Annotated in this window: 14 protein-coding genes; 8 read left to right on the top strand and 6 right to left on the bottom strand. The window is 61.8% G+C overall.

The features are described 5' to 3' along the window. Positions 1-260 precede the first annotated feature (260 nt). From IPV69_RS15700 to nadB, 3 genes are all read left to right on the top strand, one after another. Positions 261-848 carry an NADH-quinone oxidoreductase subunit C gene (locus IPV69_RS15700; RefSeq protein WP_206290634.1) on the top strand — a complete coding sequence of 196 codons (588 nt, stop codon included), beginning with the start codon at positions 261-263 and terminating at the stop codon, positions 846-848. A 39-nt stretch (positions 849-887) separates the two neighbouring features. Beyond that, complete coding sequence (locus tag IPV69_RS15705) at positions 888-1376, top strand: hypothetical protein (RefSeq protein ID WP_206290635.1); 489 nt, start codon at positions 888-890, stop codon at positions 1374-1376. Between the two features lie 130 nt (positions 1377-1506). Further along, the gene (gene nadB, locus IPV69_RS15710) at positions 1507-3204 is read left to right on the top strand and encodes an L-aspartate oxidase (protein WP_206290636.1); all 1698 of its coding nucleotides are present in this window, start codon (positions 1507-1509) and stop codon (positions 3202-3204) included. 120 nt (positions 3205-3324) lie between these two features. Here the strand turns inward: nadB and IPV69_RS15715 are convergent, their stop codons facing one another. Next, positions 3325-4749: an amidohydrolase gene (locus IPV69_RS15715; protein ID WP_241179931.1), complete on the bottom strand. Its 1425-nt coding sequence runs from the start codon at positions 4747-4749 to the stop codon at positions 3325-3327. A gap of 359 nt (positions 4750-5108) precedes the next feature. Here IPV69_RS15715 and IPV69_RS15720 point away from each other — a divergent pair, with 359 nt between their 5' ends. After that, on the top strand, positions 5109-7343 hold the full coding sequence (locus tag IPV69_RS15720; RefSeq protein WP_206290638.1) for a CBM96 family carbohydrate-binding protein: 2235 nt from the start codon (positions 5109-5111) through the stop codon (positions 7341-7343). A 298-nt stretch (positions 7344-7641) separates the two neighbouring features. On the opposite strand, the gene gatB is transcribed toward IPV69_RS15720, so the two are convergent. From gatB to IPV69_RS15735, 3 genes are all read right to left on the bottom strand, one after another. Beyond that, on the bottom strand, positions 7642-9123 hold the full coding sequence (gene gatB, locus IPV69_RS15725; RefSeq protein ID WP_206290639.1) for an Asp-tRNA(Asn)/Glu-tRNA(Gln) amidotransferase subunit GatB: 1482 nt from the start codon (positions 9121-9123) through the stop codon (positions 7642-7644). 209 nt (positions 9124-9332) lie between these two features. Then, positions 9333-9755 carry an RNA recognition motif domain-containing protein gene (locus tag IPV69_RS15730; RefSeq protein WP_206290640.1) on the bottom strand — a complete coding sequence of 141 codons (423 nt, stop codon included), beginning with the start codon at positions 9753-9755 and terminating at the stop codon, positions 9333-9335. Positions 9756-10080: 325 nt separating this feature from the next. Next, a complete protein-coding gene (locus tag IPV69_RS15735) occupies positions 10081-10857 on the bottom strand; it encodes a HAMP domain-containing histidine kinase (protein WP_206290641.1) in 777 nt (258 codons plus the stop codon). Positions 10858-11213: 356 nt separating this feature from the next. Here IPV69_RS15735 and IPV69_RS15740 point away from each other — a divergent pair, with 356 nt between their 5' ends. Both IPV69_RS15740 and IPV69_RS15745 read left to right on the top strand, forming a co-directional pair. Then, the gene (locus IPV69_RS15740; RefSeq protein ID WP_390884415.1) at positions 11214-13070 is read left to right on the top strand and encodes a 30S ribosomal protein S1; all 1857 of its coding nucleotides are present in this window, start codon (positions 11214-11216) and stop codon (positions 13068-13070) included. Positions 13071-13230: 160 nt separating this feature from the next. Beyond that, a complete protein-coding gene (locus IPV69_RS15745; RefSeq protein WP_206290643.1) occupies positions 13231-13935 on the top strand; it encodes a DUF4291 domain-containing protein in 705 nt (234 codons plus the stop codon). Between the two features lie 125 nt (positions 13936-14060). Here the strand turns inward: IPV69_RS15745 and IPV69_RS15750 are convergent, their stop codons facing one another. Further along, positions 14061-14531: a DinB family protein gene (locus IPV69_RS15750; RefSeq protein ID WP_206290644.1), complete on the bottom strand. Its 471-nt coding sequence runs from the start codon at positions 14529-14531 to the stop codon at positions 14061-14063. Positions 14532-14645: 114 nt separating this feature from the next. After that, positions 14646-15719, bottom strand: coding sequence for a PA0069 family radical SAM protein (locus IPV69_RS15755; protein WP_206290645.1), 1074 nt, complete (start codon positions 15717-15719; stop codon positions 14646-14648). 260 nt (positions 15720-15979) lie between these two features. On the opposite strand from IPV69_RS15755, the gene IPV69_RS15760 reads away from it, so the two are divergent. Then, on the top strand, positions 15980-16948 hold the full coding sequence (locus tag IPV69_RS15760; protein WP_206290646.1) for a 2-dehydropantoate 2-reductase: 969 nt from the start codon (positions 15980-15982) through the stop codon (positions 16946-16948). A 263-nt stretch (positions 16949-17211) separates the two neighbouring features. Further along, the gene (locus tag IPV69_RS15765; protein WP_206290647.1) at positions 17212-17847 is read left to right on the top strand and encodes a redoxin domain-containing protein; all 636 of its coding nucleotides are present in this window, start codon (positions 17212-17214) and stop codon (positions 17845-17847) included. Positions 17848-17851 lie beyond the last annotated feature (4 nt).

Below are 17851 nucleotides of genomic sequence, written 5' to 3' on the forward strand. Positions count from 1 at the left end.
AGAAAAGACTCGCGCCAGACGGCGAAATGGGTACGACTTCCGATGCAGAGAGATGTGTAACTACTTCCTCAGTTTTTACGCTACTTTGGGGGATCCGTGCTAGGTAAAATTCCCTTAAGGGTTTTTCCGTCCCGGGGCGGTCTCCTTCTCCCCTGATAGACCTATACCGACTCCTCGCCCCACCGGGCACCGCCGTGGCCGGCGATCTTGACCTTCAACCCGTACCCTCTACCATTCCAAGCGACCGCCACGGTCACCCTATGTCACGTACCATCGAACACCCCGCGCTTCAGCCCCTCAAGGCTCAGTTCCCCGACATCCAATTCTTCGTCGGCGAGTTCCGCGACATGATTACTGTCGTGGTGCCTCGCGAGCAGATCGTGCGCGTTTGCACGTTCCTGCGCGACGACCCGAACCTTCGGTACGACATGCTGGCCGAGATCAACAGCGTGGATTACCTCGGCTACCCCAACGCCAAGCACCGTTTCGCCGTCAATTACGGCTTGACGAGCATCCCGCACAACAACCGGCTGTGGCTGAAGGTGTTCCTCGATCCCGCTCACGACACGGCACCCGGCAGCGAGTGGAATAAGTTCCGCGACGAAGAAGTCGTCGAGAAGGGCGACCCCGGCCTGAAGCTCGACAGCGTCTGCTGCCTCTGGCCGGGCGCTGAATGGATGGAGCGGGAAGTCTACGACATGATGGGCATCATCTTCGTCGGCCACCCCGACCTGCGGCGGATCCTGACGTGGAACGGATTCGGGAACTATCCGCTCCGCAAGGACTACCCGATGCGCGGCGTGGGCGAGCGGGAGAATTACAAGGTGATCACGCGCGAAGGGGCATGACGCCTGCCGCGAGGGGAAATTGCCACAATGCATCTTGCCGTGCGACCCCTGATCGTTCTATGCATCTGGGGCGGTGTCTGTGCGCTGGCCGCGGTACCCAGCTTTGTCATCGCGCGGGAACAGAACTTTGAGACTCTCGGCATGGTGTCCGGGGTCGTCGTCTTCGTCGTTGCTTACACCGTGATCAGCGGTAGCCCGGGGTTCCGGCGGACATGGGGTCACGACCGCGCGTTTCGAATTGCGATGTTCATCTCGTACGGTATTCGCATCGCAATTGGCGTCGTATATCCACTCGGATTTCTTGTCGATCTGATTCCCGGCATGATGAGCGTGGGGATCGTCGAGCGGCTTGAAGTGCCTCGCTGGACATTCATCAATTCCTTCCTCACGACGTTGATTCAAGGTGCGTTTCTCAGCGTTGTTTTTGCCTTCCTGACCTGGTTGCTTCACGTCATTGTGCGACGCTTTGTCCGATCGCAAGAACCGCCGCGTGGTTTTGCCGTTGTTCCGATCACCCCTGAACGATGACACCGACTCAAGTGCCTTGCCAAACGCCTGCCGCCGATATGACTCGGGCGGCAATGACCCGACGCGTGTTTCATTTGTGGCGCGCCTCGCATGACAACCCGACGCCGCACGCATTAGAATCGCGTAAACAATGTTTGAAGCGCTGACCCAGCGTCGCTACCTCCTCCCCTTCAAAGCCTCCCGCCTTCCGCAGCAGTTCACCGACGTCTTGGTGATCGGCGGCGGCGTTGCCGGGCTGCGGGCTGCCATTGCCGCCGCCGATGGCGGATGTGACGTCCTGCTGTTGACCAAAGACACCATCGACGAATCCAACACTTGGTATGCCCAGGGCGGCATCGCCGCCGTGCTTCAGCCGGCCGACAGCTACGCCTCGCACGTGAGCGATACGGAAAAAGGTGGCGCAGGGCTTTGCGATCACGAGGCCGTTGAGATCGTCGTCAAGGAAGGCCCGCAGCGTGTCCTGGAGCTGTTGCAGTGGGGCATCAATTTCGACAAGGACGCCAGCAAAGCCCACGGCCTGGCGTTCACGCTGGAAGGGGGGCACTCGTTCGCGCGCATCCTTCACGCCTACGGCGACTCCACCGGTAAAGAGCTGGCGCAGACGCTGATCAACACCGTCCGAGCGCGCGAGAACATCCGTATCGGCGAGAAGACATTTGTCGTCGATCTGATCACCGACGATCACGCCCAGGCGCACCAGCCACCCGGACGGTGCGTCGGCGTCCTGGCGCTGGTGCGGGGGCAGCTCAACATCATCTGGGCCAAGACGACCATCCTGGCCAGCGGCGGGGCGGGACAGCTCTACCGCGAAAGCACCAATCCCAAGATCGCCACCGCCGACGGCCATGCCATGGCCTGGCGTGCCGGGGCGGCGGTGAAGGACATGGAGATGGTGCAGTTTCACCCGACGACGCTCTACGTCGCCGGTGCCAGCCGCGCCCTGATCACCGAAGCCGTGCGCGGCGAAGGCGCGTACCTCGTCGATCGCAACGGCTATCGCTTCATGAAGGACTACCACGAAATGGGCGAACTCGCCCCACGTGATGTGGTCAGCCGGGCGATCGTCGAGCAGATCCGAAAAACGAACTTCACGCACGTTTATCTCGACGTTCGCCACCTGCCGCCCAAGGAGTTCCGCGAGCGGTTCCCACAACTTGCCAAGCTTGTCGATCAGTTCGAAATCGACCCTGCGAAAGACGTGATCCCCATTCACCCTGCGGCGCATTACATGATTGGCGGCGTCGATGTCGATCTCCAGGGCCGCAGCAGCCTGGCCGGGCTCTACGCCGTCGGCGAGGCCAGTTGTACCGGACTGCATGGCGCCAACCGCCTGGGCAGCAACTCGCTGCTGGAGGGCCTGACGTTCGGTGCCCGCGCCGGCCTCGACGCGGTGACGGCGGTCCGGGAGTTGGGCGCTTACAAGTTCCCTCAAACGCTCGAGCACCGTGTTCCCAGGAGTACCAAGACCGAGCTCGACATCATCGACGTCAAGAGCAGTCTTCGCAGTGTGATGTGGCGAAACGTCGGCATCGAACGCACCGGCGACCGCCTGGCCGAAACGCGCGAGATCATTGCGTTCTGGAGCCGCTACGTGATGGACAAGGTCTTCGATCCGCAGGTGTTGGGCGAGGCGACCGCGGTTCAGGGGTGGGAAGTGCAGAACATGCTCGCCGTCTGCGCCCTCATCACTAGCGCCGCCTATACCCGCACCGAAAGCCGCGGTGCGCATTATCGGATGGATTACCCCACTCGCGACGATGCGCACTGGCGGCTGCATCTGCTCTGGCGCAGGCCGATGGAGACGCCGATTCCCTCGATGGTGGATTGAGGCGGTAAGCGACCGAAAGACCCTATGACCCGGCGACGAACCGAAACGACAACAGGATGAAAGTCCTGGTTGCCCACGTCGTCTGTCCATCGCTCCCTTCCGCCGTCTCTTTCGCCTCGCTTACTTTCTCTCTGCTTTCAAAAGGTCCAGCGCTGCTGCCGTCATCGCCGTGACGCCGGTTTCGAGCGTCGGCCGGCTGTCGGGCAGGTACTTCGACGAATGCAGCGATGGCAACGCCGCGCCCTGTTCCCGGGCGGCCTTCATCTTCGCCGGCGGCACGCTGCCCAGACGGAACATGAAGATCGGGATTTTCGGCTCGGCCTTCCCGTAGCGGGCGAAATCTTCGCCGCCCATCGTCGGCTCCCGTTCGACGACATTGTCTTCGCCGAACGTCCTGACGAATACGCCCTTCACCTGCTGGACCAGTTCCGGAGAATTATAGAGCGCGGGTGTGAACTCGTCTTTGAGCGTGACGACCGGTTCCAGTTCCTTCGGGACGCCGGCGGCGATCGCGATGCCCTTGCTGATGCGCTCGACTGCCGCCAGCACCTTGGCGCGGACGTCGTCCTTGTAGGTGCGAATCGTCAACTGCAGCGTGACGCTGTCGGGAATGATGTTGTGCTTGGTTCCGCCCTGGATCGAGCCTACCGTGACGACCACGGGTTCCCGCGGGTGGACTTCACGGCTGCGAATGGTCTGCAGGGCCAGCACGATCTGGGCGGCGATGACGACGGGGTCCTTCGTGGATTGTGGTTGTGCGCCGTGCCCGCCTACGCCGCGGACCACGATGTCGACCGAATCGACATTCGCGGTCGAAAACCCCGCGACCCAGCCGACTTTGCCTGCCTCCAGTTCGGCGTCTACGTGAAGTGCCAGGCCGATATCGGGCCGAGGGAATCGTGTGTACAGGCCATCCGACAGCATCGCGGCGGCGCCGTGGCCGATTTCCTCGGCGGGCTGGCCGATCAGCACGAGCGTGCCCGACCACCTGTCTTTGGTCGCAACCAGTGCCTTGGCCGTGCCGACGAGCACAGTCATGTGAATGTCGTGTCCGCAGGCGTGCATGACTGGGACGGTGCGCCCCTGCGGATCTTTCTCGGTGACGGTGCTTGCATATGCTGCCTTGGATTCTTCGCGCACGGGCAGCGCGTCGAGATCAGCGCGGATCAGGAGTGTCTTCCCCGGACCGTTTTTGAGCACCGCTACAACGCCGTGTCCACCGACGCCAGTCGTCACTTCGAAGCCCGTGCCTTTCAAGTTCTCTGCCAGTCTGTGAGCGGTCTCTTTTTCGTGAAGCGAAAGCTCGGGGCTGGCATGAAAGGACTGGTACAGTTTCTCAAGCGCAGGTGTCTCTCGGTCGACGATAGGTCGGAGCAACTCGGCCGCCGCGACAGGCTCGACGGGTTTCCGTGTCGGCGCGGCAGAATCGGCAAAAACCTCCGATCCTCCCAGAAGCACCGTCGTAATAACTGAGCCAGGCAGCCATGCGGCACACCAACGCAGAATGCCTCGGCCGCAGACACATTTCGAATAACGAGTGTTCATAGCGTTGCTCCGTCAAAGCGTGGATTTCAGCCGAGGCCGCGGAAGTCTAAACTTTTTCTTGTTTTGCAGGTCGATCTTGCGTGTTTTCCATAGTTGAGCACGGTAACTAGATCACTAAGCGACACTTTCGACCTTCCTGGTCGGGGAGTTTGTTGGCCCTGTTCTTTTCGGTAACGGACGCCGTGGCTGTTGTAGGGCCCGGCGGGCGATCCGTTCCTTTCGACGTACGGTCCACATTCAGACAGGTGATGTTCATGCCGCGTTTGTATTCTGCGGTCCTGCGCCATTTCCCAGCCCTGAGCCTTCGAAACCATCGCGTTCACCGCGCTGTCATCGATACGCTCGAAAGCCGTTCGCTGATGTCCGTTTCATTGGACGCCAGCGGCTTTACGGTCGTTACGCCCGGCGTTTTAGACCGGGTCGTTTACGTCAGTTCATCCAGCGGCGACGACTCAAACTTCGGCTATTCCGCAGTGGCACCTGTCCGGACGATCGGCCAAGCCAAGTCGATGCTCCGCTCCGGGTACGGCGACCAGATGCTGCTCAAGCGGGGTGACACGTTTTACGAGCCTCTGGGCACCTGGGTCAAAGGAGGCCGCAGCGCCGGCGAACCAATGGTCATCGGTACCTACGGCGTCGGCAATCGTCCGGTGCTGGCCACGGGTATCGCCAATGCACTGACGACCGGCACCAGCTCCGTAAAAACGGTCAACCACCTGGTTATCCAGGGCCTTAAGTTCTGGGCAAATCAGCGAGACCCTTCCGGTGGCGGCTTCACCGGCACGGCCGGGAACGAGGGGCTGCGGCTGTTGTCCGGCACCAACGACCTGCTGCTCGAGGACGTCGAAGTTGACAGTTACACCACGAACATCACGGCGGCGGGTTTCATCGGGCCGGCAAGCAACATTCGCATTCGCCGAAGCATCATCACCGATGCCTACAACACCTCGGGTAACTCGCAGGGGCTGTATATCGAGAATGTCAGCGGATTCACGCTCGAAGACAACGTGATCGACCACAACGGGTGGAACGACGCCGTCAGCGGCGGCGGCCGGACCCAGTTCAACCACAACGTCTACATCAAAGAGTCGGTCGGGGGTTTCGTCGCCCGTGGCAATCTGATCTCCAACGCCTCCAGCCACGGCCTGCAGGCAAGAGCCGGCGGGGTCATCGAGAACAACACGTTCCTCGACAACCCGCTGCACATGAGCTACGGCCTGGTCAACGGCGGGCCGGTGAAAGCAGGCGGCGTCACCGGACGCATCACCAACAACGTCTTCCAGGGCGGGGGAACCATCGGCTCGCTCGTGCGCGGTTGGGCACTGGACATGAGCAACGTCGCCTCGGCGACCGTCAGTGGCAATGTCTTCACCGACTCGCCCGCCGCCAGCGGAATGGCCATTTCGCTGAACGTCGTGTCCGGCGTGACAAACCTCGGCAGCGCGGTCGGGGTGAACAACCTGCTGGTCGAGAACAACGTCATCAACAACTGGACCAAGGGATTGCAGATCGCCGAGGGTCTTGTGGTCGGCGGCAGCGGGGCGACGGGGCTCAACAACTTCACGTTCCGCAATAACGACATCCAGAACTCGCAGAAGACGACGGTCATGCACGTCGGCGCCGATTTCTCGACCAGCGAGATCCACCTCTCTGGCAACCGATACCACAGCCCGGCCGGCACGGCGCTGGTCAACATCGGCGGTCCGTCCGCCAAATGGTATCAGTGGGCGCCGGGTCGTGATTTCGGCAGCAGCGAAACCGACGTGAACTACCCCGGCGGCAACCGCAATGTCGGTAGCTACGGCTCGGCCATCGGACTGGGCTCGGCCAGCGGATACGTTTCAGCGGCGAGAAGGCTCGGTGAGAGCAACTGGCAGTCCAACCTGCTGGGCTCGGCGGCGGCGGCGTACGTTCGAAGTGGTTACGGACTGACCGGAACCGGAACGCCGCCGCCCACCGTTCCACCAACGGTGCCTCCGACGGTTCCACCTACTGTTCCACCTACCGTGCCCCCGACTGTGCCACCCACGGTTCCACCCACCGTCCCCCCGACGGTGCCGCCCACCGTTCCACCACCTCCGCCAACGTCCGCGACGACGCTGGTGCCGACCGAAGACGCGACCATTCGCGGCGGGGCGTACGCCGGGCAGAACTTCGGGTCGGCAACCACGATTGAGGTCCGACAGGCGTCGGTGGTCGACAACTCGCGAATGACCTACCTGAAGTTCGACGTGTCGAAGTTCAGCACCATTTCGTCCGCCATGCTCTACCTCAAGGGAAACGCCATGCAGTCCGGCAGCATGCAGGTAGAGGTCTGGGCGGCGGCCAACGATAACTGGGCCGAGAACACGATCACATGGAACAACGACCCCGGCACGAAGGGGACAAAGATCGCGTCGTTTAACGCCGCCGTCACCGGATCGACCGCCACGACATACTCGGCCAACCTGTCGTCGTTCTTCACGGCCGCCAAGATAGCGGGAGAGAAGACGATCTCGCTGGTGCTGTTGTCCACAGTCACGTCCACAACGGCCGGTCAGTTCACCAGCAGTGAAGGCGGGGCGAGCGGGCCGTATCTGTCGGTCAAGGCGTAAGGACCTGCCGTGAGCTGCCCCGAGCACGGCCAAAGTCTTACTGGTGGTGAGGCCCGAAGGGCCATGATCCTATAGCCCAGCCCGCAGGGCTGGGTTTCGAGATCGAATGATTTAAAGCCCTGAAAGGACGGGATAATGACGCCGGGCGGGCACGTTATATCCCGGCCTTTCGGGCCTCTTTGGATCGATGACACCATGACCCAGCCCGATGGGCTGGGCTATAGAATCTCAGCCCCTTGGGCCTGAAAAACTTAGATCCCTTGGGAATCCATCGCGGCCCGTTTCGCCCCCCGGAATCTCACTTTACCTTCGCGTCCAGCCGCTCGCCGACGATCTTCGCGTTCAGCCCCTTGGCTTTCTTCATGATCATGCCGATCAATGCGCCGCGAGCCTGCTGCTTCCCGCCGCGATAGTCCTGCAGGCTCTTGGGGTTCTCGGCGATCAACTCGTCCACCAGGCGGTCGACCTCGCCGGTATCGGTGGACTGAATGAGGCCCAGCGACGCGGCCGCCTGCTCGGCCGAGCGGTCCTGCTCGGCGAGGGATGCGATGATCGTCTTGGCCGTCTCCTTGTTCCCGGCAAGCTTGCCGGCGGCCACAAGACCGGCGATTTCCGCCAGCCGAGTTGGCGCGACGCCGACCGCGGTTGCCGCGGTGCCTCGCTCGTTGGCGATTTCACGGAGCGTTTCCATCAGCGTGCTGGCCCGCCTGGCGTCGGCACCGGCGGCGAGGATCTGCTCGAAGTAGTCGCCAGTCGCCCTGTCGCCGGCCAGGATCGCCGCGTCCTTCGCGTTCAGACCAAGCGCGGACTCATAACGCTTGCGCCGCGCCCGCGGCAACTCGCCGACTTGCGACTTGAGTTCGTTCAGCCATTCATCGGACACTTCGACGGGCATCAGGTCCGGATCGGGGAAGTAGCGGTAGTCGTCGGCGTCTTCCTTGTCGCGCTGCCAGTAGGTCGCGCCGGCGTTTTCGTCCCAGCCGTAGGTGCTCTTTTTGCCCAGCGTTCCGGTGTCTTCCCACGCGTGGATCTGCCGCTGAAGCTCGAACGCCGTCGCTCGCTCGACGACGGAGAAGCTGTTGAGGTTCTTCACCTCGGTGATTGCGGTCTTGTGGACGACGCCCTTGTCGTCCGTGATGTGGACATTGATGTTGGGCTCGAACCGCATGTGCCCCATCTGCATTTGCCCCTCGGAAACGCCGAGGAATTGCACCAGCTTCTGGAGCTCCTGCGCGAAGAGCGCCACCTGCTTTGCGGTCGTGAAGTCGGGCTCGGTGACGATTTCCAGCAGGGGCGTTCCGGCCCGGTTGAGATCGACGATGCTGTGATCGATCCGAAACCCGCCTGGTGCTTCGTGCAGCAGCTTGCCGGCGTCTTCTTCCAGATGTGCCCGGCGGATGCGGATGGGCACGATCTGCCCCGTCTCATCCTCGAGTTCGAACACGCCAGGGCCGCACAACGGCTCATCGTACTGGCTGATCTGGTAGTTCTTGGGCAGGTCGGGGTAGTAGTAGCTCTTGCGGTCCCACTTGGTGTGCTTTGCGATCTGACATCCCAACGCCAGTCCGACCTTGATCGACGATTCGACCGCCGCCTTGTTCATCACTGGCAACACGCCAGGCAAACCGAGAATGACCGGATTGACCAGGCTGTTGGGGTCGGCACCGAAGTGCGTCGCGCCGTTGGGGGCGGCGGTGAACATCTTGGTTTGCGTCGCGAGCTGGACGTGGATTTCCAGGCCGACGAGTACCTTGAACGATTTGCAGACGCGTGCGGACAAGCGGGCACCTCTCCTTGTACGAATCAGACGCCGGTTATAGCGACGGCGGATGTGAAGGGAAACCTGTGTGGGGATGGCATCGCGTGCTCGCTCGAATTGACGACTGTAAAACGAAGAAGGAGGCCACATTGCTGTGGCCTCCTTCTTTTGCTTATGCGTGATCAGCCATGGCCGGGGCCGGGCGTGATTTTGCGTGAGCGTAGGGTGATTTAGAAGCGCTTGCCGCGGCCACCGCCGCCGCCGCCGTAACCACCACCACCGCCGCCGCCGCCGTAGCCACCGCCACCGCTGCGACCGCCGCCACCACCACCGTAGCCGCCGCCACCGCTGCGACCGCCGCCACCACCACCGTAGCCGCCGCCGCCACCGCCACGGGGGCGATCTTCGCGGGGCTTGGCTTCGTTGACGGTGAGGCTGCGGCCGTCATGCTCCTGGCCGTTGAGGGCGGCGATGACCGCCTGGGCCTCTTCGTCCGACGCCATCTGCACAAAGCCGAAGCCCTTGCTGCGGCCGCTATCGCGGTCCTGGATGACTTCGGCGCTGGAGACGGTGCCGTGCTGGCTGCACAGCTGTTCAAGGTCCGAGCTGGTGACGTTATAGCTCAGGTTACCGACGTACAATTTGCTACCCATAATTAAGCTCCTATTGCTTCTTGGGCGCTGGAACCCGCCGTTTGGCTTTCCGGGTTCCCAGGTGAAAGAGGCCGACGTTCCGGCCCAGAAGGTAGGAGAGAGAGAGACAGGCAGTTGCAGGCGGAGGGCCTATGGCAGACCGTCGAAGCTGGCGACTCGTTCGTCAACCGTACCAGAGGACAGTGTAACTGACAGTTGTAAGTCTTGCTAATCGCGCAGCGAAAATAATTTACGGAATTTCGGTCGGTGCCTCCAGGTGCGGCGTCATAGCGTTATTCCGCGCGCCTTTTGCTCTCAAGTTTCTCGCGCCTTGGCGACCGAATCCTCAGTTCTCGTTGCATTCTGCTGCCGTTTCCATCACTCGTGGCAGTTCCAGGCGCACTTCGGCGTCCCTCTGGTTGTATTGCAGTCTGCCACCCATCGCCTCTGCCAGGCGGGCGGTCAAACGCAGCGCGTTCAGCGAAGTCGACTTGTCGTCGCGTACTTCCTTTACGTCGAGTTGGGACATTACCTCCGACACGGCTTTCTGCGGCGGCGTGAATCGCACGTGCAGCGTGGCGGTCGGCGGCGACCGATCGCCCGTGCCCGACACGGTCGCGTCGCCGTCAAGCCCCGGCTCTCTGATCTCGATACCCATTTCCGCGTCGCGCCCCAGATCGATCATGCCGTGCAGCAGCCGCTGCACCGCAAGGTGCAGAAGCACTGGGTCGGCGCGGACGGCCAGGTCCGAAGCCGGCAGATCAGCCAGTGACACATGCCGGCGATGGGCCCTGGCGTTAAGGAATTGCTTCATCACATCGCGAACGATGTCGCAAAGATTCTGCGGCGCGAACTCGGCGGCGGCCTTCTTCGCTAACGATTTGCGGGCCACGCCGACCAGTTCCAGCTGATACAGCGTCCGGTTGACCGACGTGCGGACATGGTCCAGGTCGCCGAGCGTGTCGCCGAACACCTGGGCCAGTTCCGGCCGGGCACCGACCTGCCGCCGTACGTAGTCGACGGTCAGCAGCAGGGCATTAAGTTCCCCCCGAAGGTCGTGGACCACCACCCCCTGGTACTCCAGAAGCAACTCGGCACACGCATTGGCTGGTTCTGAGCTCATGAAAAGTGACTTCGGTTAGGTTCGGACTTCCTGGCATTACCTGTACGTTAAGCACATCAAGTCGATGGTCGGCGGCGAGTCGTCTGGGCATTATTGTGTGCGCAACACCGCTCGGTCGGGCCTGAAGAATTATTCACGCCGGGCTGCCCGGTGACCCTCCCTTGTGTCTGGTCGGCGTTCGCCATAGAATCCCGGATTCGCGCAAGGCGGAGGGTAATCCTTGCACAACGTGACGTCTCCGGCACCGCGTGGATGCCGCAGGCTTGGTTTTCTGGCCACGCTATCAGTCCCGGATGCGGCCGGGCGGTTCTATTTTGTCGTAAGTACGCTCCCGCGTGAGCGTCAAAAATCTCCCCATGGTCGATTACAACCTCATCAACTCCTTCGGAAACCTCGACGACGAGCTCGACTCAGCCGTTGCCACCGTCTACGGCAACAGCGATCTTGACCTCGACAAGCTCGTCAAGGGCGGCGAAGTCCAGGACCTGGTTTCCGGAAACATCATCAAGGGCATCATCAGTGCCCGCGTCAGCGACGACTTCGTCGTTGACCTCGGCCGCAAGTCTGAAGGTATCCTCGAAAAGGGCGAGTTCGACGAGCCCGAAAAAGTGCAGATCGGTGACGAAGTCCAGGTCCTCGTCGAGGACGTGGACGGCGATCATGACCAGGTGCGGATCTCGAAACGCAAAGCGGATCGGATCATCAACTGGGAAGCGATCATGAAGTCCAAGAAGGAGGGGGATCCGGTTCACGGCAAGGTCACCAAGAAGATCAAGGGTGGCTTGCTGGTCGATATCGGCGTGCCCGTCTTCCTTCCGGCCTCGCAGGTGGACATCCGCCGGCCGGGCGAGATCAGCGATTGGATCGGCCGCGACATCGACGCGATGATCCTCAAGATCGACGAAGAACGCCGCAACATCGTCATCAGCCGCCGCAAGATGATCGAAGTGCAGCGTGAAGAGCTGAAGAAGAAGACGCTGGAAGGCCTGAAGATTGGCGACATCGTCAAGGGCACCGTGAAGAACATCGCCGACTTCGGCGCGTTCATCGACCTCGGCGGTATCGACGGCCTGCTGCACATCACCGACATGTCCTGGGGCCGGCTGAACCACCCCAGCGAGATGCTCAAGATCGACCAGGAACTGGAAGTCAAGGTTCTGTCGATCGACATGGGCAAGGAAAAGATCGCCCTCGGCTTGAAGCAGAAGGATGCTTCGCCGTGGGAGAACATCGAGCAGAAGTACCCGGTGGGCTCGGTCCACGACGGCGAAGTCGTCAACATCATGTCGTACGGCGCGTTCGTGAAGCTGGAAGAAGGCGTCGAAGGCCTGGTGCACATCTCCGAGATGAGCTGGACTAAGCGCATCAACCACCCGTCGGAAGTGGTGACCCAGAACATGAAGGCCCAGGTCAAGGTCCTGGAGATCAACAAGGAGAAGCAGGAAATCTCGCTCGGCATGAAGCAGGTCGAGGAGAACCCCTGGGAACGCGTCGCCGAGAAGTACCCGCCCGGATCGGTCATCGCCGGCAAGGTGCGGAACATCGCCAACTACGGCGCGTTCGTCGAGATCGAAGAAGGCATCGACGGCCTGCTGCACGTCAGCGACCTGTCGTGGACGAAGAAGATCGGCCACCCGAGCGAAGTGCTCAAGAAGGGCGAGCAGATCCAGGCCGTCGTTCTCAGCGTGGACCAGGAAAAGCAGCGTATCGCGCTGGGCCTGAAGCAGATGCAGGAAGATCCGTGGCAGACGGTCATCCCGCAGAACTACCGCCCGGGCATGGTCGTGCACGGCCAGGTCACCAAGATCGCCAACTTCGGCGTCTTCGTGGAACTGGAACCGGGCCTGGAAGGCCTGCTGCATATCTCGGAAATCTCGGATGCCAAGATCGAGAAGCCGGAAGATGCGGTCAAGGTCGGCCAGGAGGTCGAAGTCAAGATCCTGCGTGTCGACAGCGACGAGCGCAAGATCGGCCTGTCGCTCAAGCGAGCCGCTTGGGCGCAGGAAGAAGAGAGCGCGAAGAGGACCGCAAGGTCCGCGCCGAGAAGCGCGGCCTCCGCGGCGGTCTGGAAGGCGGCGAGCAGTCCAGCGGCCTGGGCGATCTCAAGATCGGCGGCGCTGCTGCCGAAGGCGAATCGGCCGACGGCGACGAGGCGGCGGAGTAATCCTGCCAAGCCGAGCCGCGACGGAAACGTCGCAGCGATAGCGAGCTAGAAAATGAAGCCGGGAAGGGCATTGCCCTTCCCGGCTTTGTTCTGCGCCAGGAAATCGTCACCTCTTCCATTAATCCCGGGGAGGTTTAGAACGGGGTTGCTTCCAACGAGCTTCCCGGCGCGTGACGTTCTGCTCGTTCTCGTTCAGACTGTCGGTCGCCATGAACGTTCTGACCCAACCGTACATCCGCCAATGTTCGCTTTGGCCCAAGTCGGGTCGGCACATCCTTGCGCAGTTCGATGACCAATCCGTCGTCGTCTATCAGGCGTATCGACCGGCGATCGGTAGTTTCGCGGTCGCCAACGGACACTTCGGCGGCGACGCATTTAGCTTCAGTCGGATGAGTTGGATCAAGCCGAACTTCCTCTGGATGATGTATCGTTCCGGCTGGGGGACCAAGCCGGATCAGGAAGTGACGCTGGGGCTCCGCATTCGCCGTGCGTTCTTTGACACCTTGCTGGCGCAGGCGGTGCCCTCCTCGTGGGATCGGCGGTACTACACGACGCAGGACGAGTGGGCCGGCGCAGTCCGCACCTCGGATGTGCGACTTCAGTGGGATCCGGACCACCATCCATCTGGCGCGGCGTTGGACCGGCGGGCGATTCAAATAGGCCTTCGCGGATCAGCGCTACACGCATTTGCAGGGCCTGGAAATCGGTCGACGGCGACGAACAACTCCGTAGAACTGATAGCCGAAAGCCATAGGGAGCTCTTGGAAGTCATCGATCTGACGGCGTTCGTCGCCGAGCAGCGGCGACGGATCTCAGCAAGTGAAGAACTGGTCACTCCGACGGAACGCGTATACCGACCCGCGGACCCATTGATTGCCGAGAGGCTCGGGTTGGATTCACTTGTTGTGATCTGACCGGCAAGTTAGTCGGTCTGTAAGAAGGGGAAGGCTGTGATGCAGCGATCCCGTCCGCAATGGAATGTGGACGGCTGCACCAAAGCGTTTTCCGTGCGTACGTTGCCAGTGTGGCAGTCGGCAGCTCATCCCTTGGCGATGAGCTTCTTGAGCAACTGGATCTCGCCGCAGTGGCACGCTTCGTCGTGGAGGCCGTGCAGGATGGAATAGCGGAGTGTCCGGTTCCGGTCCGCGTCAATGACCTGATCGAGCCGCTCGGTTCGCATGTCGGAAAGCACCGCTGTCAGGCGGGTCAGTTGCTCCTGCAACGCCGAGACGACCGCCGACAGGGATGGCCAGTTGGTAACGGTCGCCGGCGTTCCACCGGCGGCGAAGATGGGGGACCAGTCGGCGGGGTAGCGGGCCTGTTCGCCGGTCGCCGGGATGACGCCGAGCTTCTCGACCACCCATAACGCATGACCGGCATGCCAGAGGATCGAGTTGTTCAGCGCTGCGTGGCCGGTGAAGCGGGCTTGTTCCTCTGTCACTCCGGTCAGCACGCGAAGGGTCTTTCCGCGGACTTCGTTGGCGAGCATGATCAGGCTGGCATCGTGCATGGCACTCCTTGGTTGGTTGTCCCATCGTAGGGGCCAGACGGTACGACGTCACCGGTCGGCCGTCTAAAGGCGAAGCCTGACCCGCCGAAACGACTCCCTTCCCCAAGCCCGAGTTCACCACAACAGCAGTTGTCCGACCGCCGGGCGCTTGAAGTGATCGATCGACAGCGGCGGCGACTTGCCCAGGCCCGCCTTGCGGTGGCCCAGGAGATAAATCCCTCGCAGTTCGTCCGCCCAGACACCCTGGCCGGTCATGCGGGTGTTGAAGTTGCTGTCGTTGAGTTTTCCGCCGCGCATTTCGCGGACGCGATTGAGGACTTTGTCTTTGCGGTCGGGGAAGTGCTGCTCGAGCCAGTCGGCAAAAAGGTCCTTCACCTGGAACGGCAGACGGAGCGGGACGTATCCGCCGAACCTCGCCCCGGCGTCGGCGGCGGCTTTAAGAATGGCGGGGACTTCATGATCGGTCAGCCCCGGCACCACCGGCGCGGTGATCACCCCGACGGGTACACCCGCCGCCGACAGCTTCGCGATCGCTTCGAGTCGGCGTTTGGGTGATGGCGCTCGGGGCTCCATTTTGCGGCTCAGTTCGATATCGAGCGAGGTCACCGAGATGTAGACGGCGATGAGCTGCTTCTTCGCCATCTCCGACAGGATGTCGATATCCCGCGTGACCAGCGCGCTCTTGGTGACGATGCCGGCTGGGTTGCCGGCTTCGAGCAGGACTTCGAGGCAACCGCGCGTGATCTTGAGTTGCCGCTCGATCGGCTGATAGCAGTCGGTGACGCCACTGATCGCGATGCAGTCGGGTTCGTACTTCGGGTCGGCCAGCGCCTCGCGGAGCAGTTTGGGCGCGTTCGGCTTGACCATAATGCGGGTTTCGAAATCCAGCCCACTCGAGAAGCCGAGGTATTCGTGGGTCGGTCGGGCGTAGCAGTAAATACAGCCGTGCTCGCAGCCGCGGTAGGGATTAATGCTGACGGAAAAACCGATGTCCGGGCTGTCGTTGCGGGCGAGGATGGCTCGGGTGGAATCGACGAGATACTGCGTCGGCACCTTGCCGAGTTCTTCAATCGCCTCGGCATCATGTTCCCAATGCTCCATCTCGCGATCGAATTTGAGCGTCTCAAACCGGTTGAGCGGGTTAGCCTGTGCGGCTCGGCCGGAGATGACGGGAAGCGGGCGGGACATTGGTTGGACTCGTCCGAATCTGCAGGCGTTTCGAGTTCGAGTTTGAGTGAGCCGCGCACGGAGCAAGCGGGCAGGCCCTGTTACGGAAGGCCTCGGGTCACGTCGCTTCCCGCCCACTTTGCAAAGGACTCGCGACGCTCACGCCGCAGCCGATTGTATCCGTACATTATACGAACTATCAAGCGGCCTCTTACCTCCCGGCGTCACCCGGGTTGAGGACTCCGGGCAACTCGCATACGGTTTCCCGGCGAGGACGATCTATGCCCACCCTTCAACTTCCGGCCCAGCCCGTGATCGCGATCGTCGGTGTCGGCGCGGTGGGCGGCTACTACGGCGCAAAGCTCATTCGTGCTGGTCATGATGTCCACCTGCTGCTTCGCAGCGACTACCAAGCCGTTCGGGCCGGCGGGATTCGTGTGCAAAGCGAAATCGAGCAGGGATTCTCCATCCCGCCTGACCAGCTCAAGATCTACCGCGACCCCGGCGACCTGCCAAAGCCCGACCTCGTCCTGATCGCGCTCAAAGCGACCGGCAACGGCGCGTACGAGTCGCTCATCGGACCGATGCTCAAGGACGACACCATCCTGCTGACGATCCAGAACGGACTCGGGAACGAAGACCAACTTGCCGACCTGTTCGGCGAAGAGCGCGTTGTCGGCGGGATGGCGTTCGTCTGCATTCATCGCACCGCACCTGGCGTCATCCACCATATCGATCACGGCTTCGTCAAAGTCGGCGACTACATCCGGCCGGGCCGTCCCTCTGCACAACCGGTGCCTCGGGTCGAGCAGATCGCCGACCTATTCAGATCGTCCGGCGTGCGTTGCGATGTGCTTGACGATCTGCGTCGCGGGCGGTGGGAGAAACTCGTCTGGAACATTCCCTTCAACGGGCTGGGCGCGGTGCTCGACCTCGCAACCGACCGACTGCTTTCCACCGACGCAGGGATGACGCTGGTCCGTCAGCTCATGCAGGAAGCGATCGCGATAGCTGCGGCTGAGGGAGTCTCGCTGCCAGCCGACACGATTGAGCGGCAAGTCACGCACACCGCGACGATGGGCGCGTATCTTTCGAGCATGCAGGTAGACCGCCGGGCCGGCAGGGCCCTCGAAATTGAAGCGATTCTGGGCGAACCGCTCCGCCGGGCACAGTTGCTCAACATTGCGACTCCCGCATTAGCAACGATCTACCAGATGGCTCGACTGATCGATCCGGCGGCCTCCATGTGAGCGATTGTCCGGTAATAGTAGATAGGATTATCCCCATTCTGGATTTCGATTTTGCATGGGCGGCGCAGGGGTATACTGATACAGGATCGACTGACCACGTGGGCTTGAATGTTGGCGCGTCGATTCGTGACTTTCAGTAACGACAGTGGAAGGTCACTCATCTCTTAACAGTGTTGCGGTAGCGTCGCGAGGAGCATCGGTCGAAGAAGTTGCCCTGACCTTGAGGGGCTTGTTTTGACGACCGGTGGCGAAGCGGAGGAATAATGCAATCGGCCCCATGGGTGGCCAGGCTTGGCCTGGCCAGCGCAGTTATTTTGGCGGGCAGTTGTATCGCCGTGCTGGCGACTCACGCTGTGAACGACCGGCGCATGCTGGCGTCGCAGCCTGGCGAAGCAGCGCCGGACTTCGAGCTGCCTATCGTCGCCGGCGACTCGCAGGCGTGTGATGGCGTGTTCCGCCTGTCCGACCAGCGTGGCGCCATCGTGGTCGCGTATTTCTGCTCCAGCCAATGCCCCGTCAGCAACGACTATGACCAGCGTCTGACCGAACTTCAGCGGCAGTACAGTGGCGATTCGCGGGTTCGCTTCGTGGCAATCCATACCGAGTTCCCGCCGGTTCCTCCTGCGGATATCGCAGCCAGATCCTCCTCGGCTGGCCAGACGTTCGTCAGCGTGATCGATACCGACCGTGCCGTCGCCAGGCGTTACAGCATTGCCTGCACGCCCACATTTCTGGTCATCGATGCGGCGGGTGAGATTCGTTACCGGGGCGCGTTCGATGACAATCGGAACGCAGATCAAGCCGTCACCCGATTCGTTCCCAATGCCGTTCGCCAGTTGCTTGCGGGCAAGCCCGTGAAGGTTCAACTGACCGAAGCACTGGGATGCCCGCTGAAGTAACTCG

The sequence above is a fragment of the Humisphaera borealis genome (assembly GCF_015169395.1).
GTDB classification, from domain to species: Bacteria; Planctomycetota; Phycisphaerae; order Tepidisphaerales; family Tepidisphaeraceae; genus Humisphaera; species Humisphaera borealis.